Raw genomic sequence first — 6,736 nt, forward strand, 5'->3', positions numbered from 1 at the left:
GCCTTTCAGGTCCGGCTCGCCGGCGCCGGGTTCCTCGGCCAGGCAGGCCGCGGCGGTGAAGAGCACGTCGGTGGAGGAGTTCAGCGCGGTCTCGGCCGAGTCCTGCAGGATGCTGATGACGAAGCCCACCGCCACCACCTGCATGGCCACCTCGCCGGAAATGCCGAACAGCCCGCAGGCCAGCGGAATCAGCAACAGCGAGCCGCCGGCCACGCCGGAGGCGCCGCAGGCGCACAGCGCCGAGACCACGCACAGCAGCAGCGCGCTGGGCAGGTCGACGGGAATGCCCAGGGTGTTGGCCGCGGCCAGGCTGAGCACGCTGATGGTCACGGCGGCGCCGGCCATGTTGATGGTGGCGCCCAGCGGGATGGATACCGAGTAGGTGTCCTCGTGCAGGCCCAGGCGCTCGCACAGCTGCAGGTTGACCGGGATGTTGGCTGCCGAGCTGCGGGTGAAGAAGGCGGTCACGCCGCTTTCGCGCAGGCAGGTGAAGACCAGCGGGTAGGGGTTGCGGCGCAGTTTCCAGAACACGATCACCGGGTTCACCACCAGCGCCACGAACAGCATGCAGCCCAGCAGCACGGCGAGCAGGCGCGCGTAGCCGAGCAGGGCGCCGAAGCCGGATTCGACCAGGGTGCTGGCCACCAGCCCGAAGATCCCCAGCGGGGCGAAGGCGATCACCACGCGGACGATCAGGGTCACGCCGCCGGCCAGGTCGTCGAGCAGGTCGCGGGTGCTCTGGCGGGCGTGGCGCAGGGCGATGCCCAGGCCCACGGCCCAGCCGAGGATGCCGATGAAATTGGCTTCCAGCAGGGCCTGCACCGGGTTGCTCGCGACACTGAACAGCAGCGTACGCAGCACCTCGCCGATGCCGCCGGGGGGCGCGGCTTCGGCGGCGGCCGCGGTGTTCAGCACCAGGGTGGAGGGGAAGGCGAAGCTGGCCGTCACCGCCACCACCGCCGCGGCGAAGGTGCCCAGCAGGTAGAGCACCAGGATCGGCCGGATATGCGTGCGCTGGCCGACCTGGTGGTTGGCGATGGAGGCGCACACCAGCACCAGTACCAGGACCGGGGCCACGGCCTTCAGCGCCGCGATGAACAGTTTGCCGAGCAGGCCGACGGCCAGCGCCGCGCTCGGCGAGACCAGGGCCAGGGCGATACCGGCGAGCATGCCGACGAAGATGCGTGTCACCAGGCTGCTGCGCTGGATCCGCTGGAACAGGGTGGGAGTGGGAAGCGTCATGACCTTACCGCTGCTGGAGAGTGGGAACGCGGGCGCTAGGGCCGCGGAAGGGCGCGAATTATGCCCGCACGGGTGCGATCAGGGGCGCTGGCCGTCGGAAATCCGCAATGGGCTGGCGTTCATGCAAGAGGCAGTATGAGCCGCCACAGCTGGCCGGAAATTGATCCATGCCAGCCAGGTGGGGATTTCCGCGCCTGTGGTCAGGCCGGTGCGTTGAGCCGGCGCGGGCGCAGCAGGCGCTCGCCGAGCAGCACCAGCAGGCAGGCCACGATGAAGGGCGCGGTCATGAAGGGCACGCCGAGGGCGACCATGCCGCGTTGCAGCAGCAGCGCCAGCACGGCGCCGGCCAGCGGCGCGGCGGGGCCGGGGAAGCGCAGGGCCAGGGCGAGGGCGGCGAGCGCGCTGTTCATGCCGAGCAGGCCGCTCTGCACCGCGTCCTGGGGGATGCCGGCGAACACCGCCACCGGCAGCGCCAGCACCGCGCCGAACAGTCCCCAGGTGGCGGCGCGCGGCGCGCCCAGCAACAGGCCGAGGAAGATCAGCGCGCCGGCCAGCGGGGCGTCGAGGAAGATCACCTGGCCGAAGGCCCGCGCGCTGGCTTCGAGGAACGCCGGCAGCGCCAGGTGCAACAGGCCGGCGCCGGGCGCGCCGGCGCCCAGCCCGAGCCACTGGCCGAGCGGCGCCAGCGTCCAGCCGAGCAGGACGAAGGCCAGGGTGTAGGGCGGCAGCCCGTGGCGATGGCGCGAACTGGCCAGCAGCAGGTGTTGCAGCAGGACACTGGCGATGCTGGCGAGCAGCACCAGGATCAGCAGTGCTGGCGACCAGGCGAACTTCAGCGGCAGCAGCAGGCCGATCAGCACGGCGTTGTAGCCGTACAGGCCGTCGTCGATATCCGCTTGGCGATAGCGCAGCAGGCGCGCGCAGGCCGGGCCGGTGGTCGCGCCGAGCAGGGCGCCGGGCAGCAGGCTGGGCGCGCAGGCGCCGATCAGAGCCAGGCAGAGCAGGCCGAACAGCGGTGCGCGCTGCAGGAATACCTGGCTGAAGCCGCGCAGCCAGAGGGTCAACAAGGGGAGTGGGCGCATCGAGGGTCTGGGCAGTGGAAGGGGATGTCCGGGGTTTCTCCGTTTCCGCTCGCGCGGCCGTGCACTCCATCGGGGGAGGGCATCGCGGGAAACGCCGTGGGTCGTTTCAGCGGGTGCATTCTGCCATGGCACCATTTTGGGGCGTGAGTAAAAAAAGAGGCCGGTCCCCGGGATCGCCGGAGGGTGGCCTCGAACTCCATAGCCTGCGTGGGCGTTGCGAGGTGGCTATGGCCGACAGTTGCGCTGGCCGTTTAAGGCCATTCCCGGACGGACGGGGTCGCGGCCCCGTTTTCCCGACCCCGTCCGTCCGGGAGTGACGCGGTGTGGAACCTCGCCTGGGCGTGGTTCCGGAACTCATTCGCCCGTTCTCCGAAGGGCGGGTGGCAGCCCGGCGCAGCCGGTAACGCCGACGCCTCGCCTTCTGCCACCCAGCCCCCTCTCCCGCTGGCGGGAGAGGGTTGGGGAGAGGGGCTCTTCGATCTCACACGGGCAGCGCAGGCGCCACCGTCTCGATCCGCAACATATTGGTACTCCCCGGCTGCCCGAACGGCAGGCCGGCGGTGACCACCACCGTGTCGCCGCGCTGGGCCATGCGTTGGGCCAGGGCGATCTCCAGGGCGGTGGCGCAGATCTCGTCGACATGCGCCAGCTGCGCGTTGACCACCGAGTACACGCCCCAGGCCACGCTCAGCCGCCGCGCCGCGCGCAGGTTCGGCGTCAGGCTGAGGATCGGCGCCTTCGGCCGCTCGCGGGAGGCGCGCAGGGTGGAGCTGCCCGACTCGGTGTAGTTGACCAGCACCGCCACCGGTAGGATGCGGCTGATCCGGCGGATGGCGCAGCTGATGGCGTCGGACACCGTGGCTTCCGGCTCCGGGCGGTTCAGTTCGAGCTGGCCGGGGTAGTCCGGCTCGGCCTCCACCTGGCGGATGATCTTCGCCATCATCTCCACCGCTTCCACCGGGTACTGGCCGGAGGCGGTCTCGGCGCTGAGCATCACGCAGTCGGCGCCCTCGCTGACCGCAGTGGCCACGTCGGTGACCTCGGCGCGCGTCGGCGCCGGGGAGAAACGCATGGATTCGAGCATCTGCGTGGCCACCACCACCGGGCGGCCGAGCTGGCGGCAGACCTGGATGATGCGCTTCTGGATGCCCGGCACGTTCTGCGCCGGCACCTCCACGCCGAGGTCGCCGCGGGCGACCATGATGGCGTCGGCCAGGCGGGCGATCTCTTCGATGGACTGCACCGCCGAGGGCTTCTCGATCTTGGCCATGATGAACGCCTTGTCGCCGATCAGCGCGCGGGCTTCCTCTATATCTTCCGGGCGCTGCACGAAGGACAGCGCCACCCAGTCCACGCCCAGTTCCAGGCCGAATTCCAGGTCGCGGCGATCCTTGGCGGTCAGCGGGCTGAGCTTGAGCACCGCCTCGGGCACGTTGACGCCCTTGCGGTCGGACAGCTCGCCGCTGTTGAGCACGCGGGTCTCGATGGCGTCGCCGTGGTTGTTCAGCACCTGCAGACGGATGCGCCCGTCGTCCAGCAGCAGGCTCATGCCCGGCTCCAGGGCCTGGATGATCTCCGGGTGCGGCAGCGTCACGCGGCGCTCGTCGCCGGCGGCGTCCATCAGGTCGAGGGTGAAGCTCTGGCCCTTGTGCAGCATCACCGCGCCATTCTGGAAGCGGCCGACGCGCAGCTTCGGCCCCTGCAGGTCCATGAGGATGCCGATGGGCGTGCCCAGCTCGGCCTCCACCTCGCGCACCCACTCGTAGCGTTGGGCGTGGTCGGCGTACTCGCCGTGGCTGAAGTTCAGGCGGAACAGGTTGGCGCCGGCGTCCACCAGGGCGCGGATGTCCTCGCGGCCCTTGATGGCCGGGCCGAGGGTGGCGAGGATCTTGACCTTCTTGTCGCTGTTCATTGCTCGTCACTCTCGAGGATCAGGATGGCGCGGAAGTCGTTGACGTTGGTGCGGGTCGGCCCGGTGACCACCAGGTCGTCCAGCTCGGCGAAGAAGCCGTAGCCGTTGTTGTCGTCCAGTTCGTGCAGCGGGTTCAGCCCGGCGGCCAGCGCGCGCCGGTAGCTGCGCGGGCTCATCAGCGCGCCGGCGTTGTTCTCCATGCCGTCGATGCCGTCGGTGTCGCCGGCCAGCGCCCAGATGCCCGGCTCGCCCTTGAGCGCGGCGGTGAGGCTGAGCAGGAACTCGGCGTTGCGCCCGCCGCGGCCCTTGCCGCGCACGCTGACGGTGGTCTCGCCGCCGGAGAGGATCAGGCAGGGCGCGGCCAGCGGCTGGCCATGCTTGCGAACCTGGCGGGCGATGCCGGCGTGGACCTTGGCGACATCGCGCGATTCGCCCTCCAGGTCGCCGAGGATCAGCACCTCCAGGCCGGCGGCGCGGGCCTTGGCGGCGGCCGCGTCGAGCGCCTGCTGCGGCGTGGCGATGAGGGTGAAGTAGCTGCGCGACAGGCAGTCGTCGCCGGGCTTCACGGTCTCCGAGCGCGGGTCTTCCAGCCAGGCGCGGATGTGCGCGGGAATCTCGATGGCGTAGCGCTTGAGGATCGCCAGGGCGTCGGCGGAGCGGGTCGGGTCGCCCACGGTGGGCCCGGAGGCGATCACCGTGGCGGCGTCGCCGGGCACGTCGGAAATCGCGTAGGTGTACACGCTGGCCGGCCAGCAGGCGCGGGCCAGGCGGCCGCCCTTGATCGCCGAGAGGTGCTTGCGCACGCAGTTCATCTCGTCGATGGCGGCGCCGGATTTGAGCAGGGCCTTGTTCAGCGCGCGCTTGTCGTCCAGCGAGATGCCCTCGGCGGGCAGGGCGAGCAGCGCCGATCCGCCGCCGGAAAGCAGGAAGATCACCCGGTCGTCTTCGCTGAGGTCGCTGACCAGTTCCAGCACGCGACGGGCCACGCGCTCGCCGGCGTCGTCCGGCACCGGGTGCGCGGCTTCCACCACTTCGATGCGTTGGCAGTTGGCGCCGTAGCCGTAGGGGGCGACCACCAGGCCGGCCACCTGCTCGTCCTGCCAGTGCGCCTCGACCACCTCGGCCATGGCCCCGGCGGCCTTGCCGGCGCCGATGACGATGGTGCGCCCGCCGTGCACGCGCGGCAGGTGGCGGGCCAGCGTCTGCGCCGGGTGGGCGGCGGCGATGGCGGTGTCGAACAGCTCGCGCAGCAGGGCGCGTGGGTCGAGGCTCATCTGGGGCTCCTCAGGTTCTTGTCGTTGTTCTTTATTTCGGCATTGCGCAGGCGCCTGGGGGCAAGCGCCTGGGCAATACCTTCGAAACACCCGGCCGGCGAGGCCGTGAACGCCGGCCGGGGTTCGAAGATGAGTCGCTGGGCCCCCGCGTTCGCGGGGGTGACGTTGATCCGTATGCCTGCCTGTCACTCCCATAACCAGCCGGCACATGGCGTTTCCGTCATTCCCGCGAACGCGGGACGCGGCCCCATCGCGAACAGCGCTTGCGCTGGCCCGAAGGGGAATAACCCAGTGACTCTCCTCAGTCCTTGCGGATCGAGAAGTTGGCCATGTGCTCCAGGCCCTTGATCAGCCCGGAGTGGTCCCAGTTGCTGCCGCCCAGCGCCGCGCAGGTGCTGAACACCTGCTGGGCGTTGGCGGTGTTGGGCAGGTTCAGGCCCAGTTCGCGGGCGCCGGCCAGGGCCAGGTTGAGGTCCTTCTGGTGCAGGCTGATGCGGAAGCCCGGGTCGAAGGTGCCCTTGACCATGCGCTCGCCGTGCACCTCGAGGATGCGCGAGGAGGCGAAGCCGCCCATCAGCGCCTCGCGCACCTTGGCCGGGTCGGCGCCGTTGCGCGCGGCGAACAGCAGGGCCTCGGCCACCGCCTGGATGTTCAGCGCGACGATGATCTGGTTGGCCACCTTGGCGGTCTGGCCGTCGCCGCTGCCGCCGACGCGGGTGATGTTCTTGCCCATCGCCTGGAACAGCGGCAGGGCGCGCTCGAAGGTGTTCGCGCAGCCGCCGACCATGATGCTCAGGCTGGCCGCCTTGGCGCCGACCTCGCCGCCGGAGACCGGGGCGTCCAGGTACTGCGCGCCGGTGGCCTTGATCTTCTCGGCGAAGGCCTTGGTGGCGGTCGGCGAGATCGAGCTCATGTCGATCACCACCTTGTTCGGGCCGACGCCCTGGGCGATGCCGTCCTGGCGGAACAGCACGTCCTCGACCTGCGGGGTGTCCGGTACCATGACGATGATGAACTCGGCTTCCTGGGCCACTTCCTTGGGGTTGGCCAGGGCGACGGCGCCGCCTTCGACGAGTACGGCCGGGGCCTTGTCGTGGTGGGTGGAGAGGAACAGCTGGTGGCCGGCTTTCTGCAGGTTCTGCGCCATGGGCAGGCCCATGATGCCGGTGCCGATGAATCCGATCTTGGCCATGAGGGTGTCTCCTGGTGTGCTCAATTGGGGTTGC

5 protein-coding genes are annotated in these 6,736 nt (G+C 70.3%); all 5 read right to left on the reverse strand.

The features are described 5' to 3' along the window. Window positions 1-1,242 (reverse strand): serine/threonine transporter SstT (gene sstT / locus P3W75_RS19430; RefSeq protein ID WP_276228937.1); only part of this gene is annotated, 1,242 nt, incomplete at its 3' end. Between the two features lie 200 nt (window positions 1,243-1,442). Further along, entirely contained in the window at window positions 1,443-2,324 is an 882-nt protein-coding gene (locus tag P3W75_RS19435; RefSeq protein ID WP_276228938.1) for an urea transporter, read from the reverse strand. A gap of 481 nt (window positions 2,325-2,805) precedes the next feature. Continuing rightward, entirely contained in the window at window positions 2,806-4,236 is a 1,431-nt protein-coding gene (gene pyk / locus P3W75_RS19440) for a pyruvate kinase (protein WP_276228939.1), read from the reverse strand. Then, window positions 4,233-5,510, reverse strand: coding sequence for a glycerate kinase type-2 family protein (locus P3W75_RS19445; protein ID WP_276228940.1), 1,278 nt, complete (start codon window positions 5,508-5,510; stop codon window positions 4,233-4,235). The genes pyk and P3W75_RS19445 overlap by 4 nt, the downstream gene beginning before the upstream one ends. Before the next feature lie 301 nt (window positions 5,511-5,811). Next, window positions 5,812-6,702 (reverse strand): 2-hydroxy-3-oxopropionate reductase, encoded by an 891-nt coding sequence (locus P3W75_RS19450; RefSeq protein ID WP_276228941.1) that lies wholly within the window; start codon window positions 6,700-6,702, stop codon window positions 5,812-5,814. Window positions 6,703-6,736: the final 34 nt, after the last annotated feature.

The organism is Pseudomonas citronellolis (assembly GCF_029335315.1).
GTDB classification, from domain to species: domain Bacteria; phylum Pseudomonadota; class Gammaproteobacteria; order Pseudomonadales; family Pseudomonadaceae; genus Pseudomonas; species Pseudomonas citronellolis_A.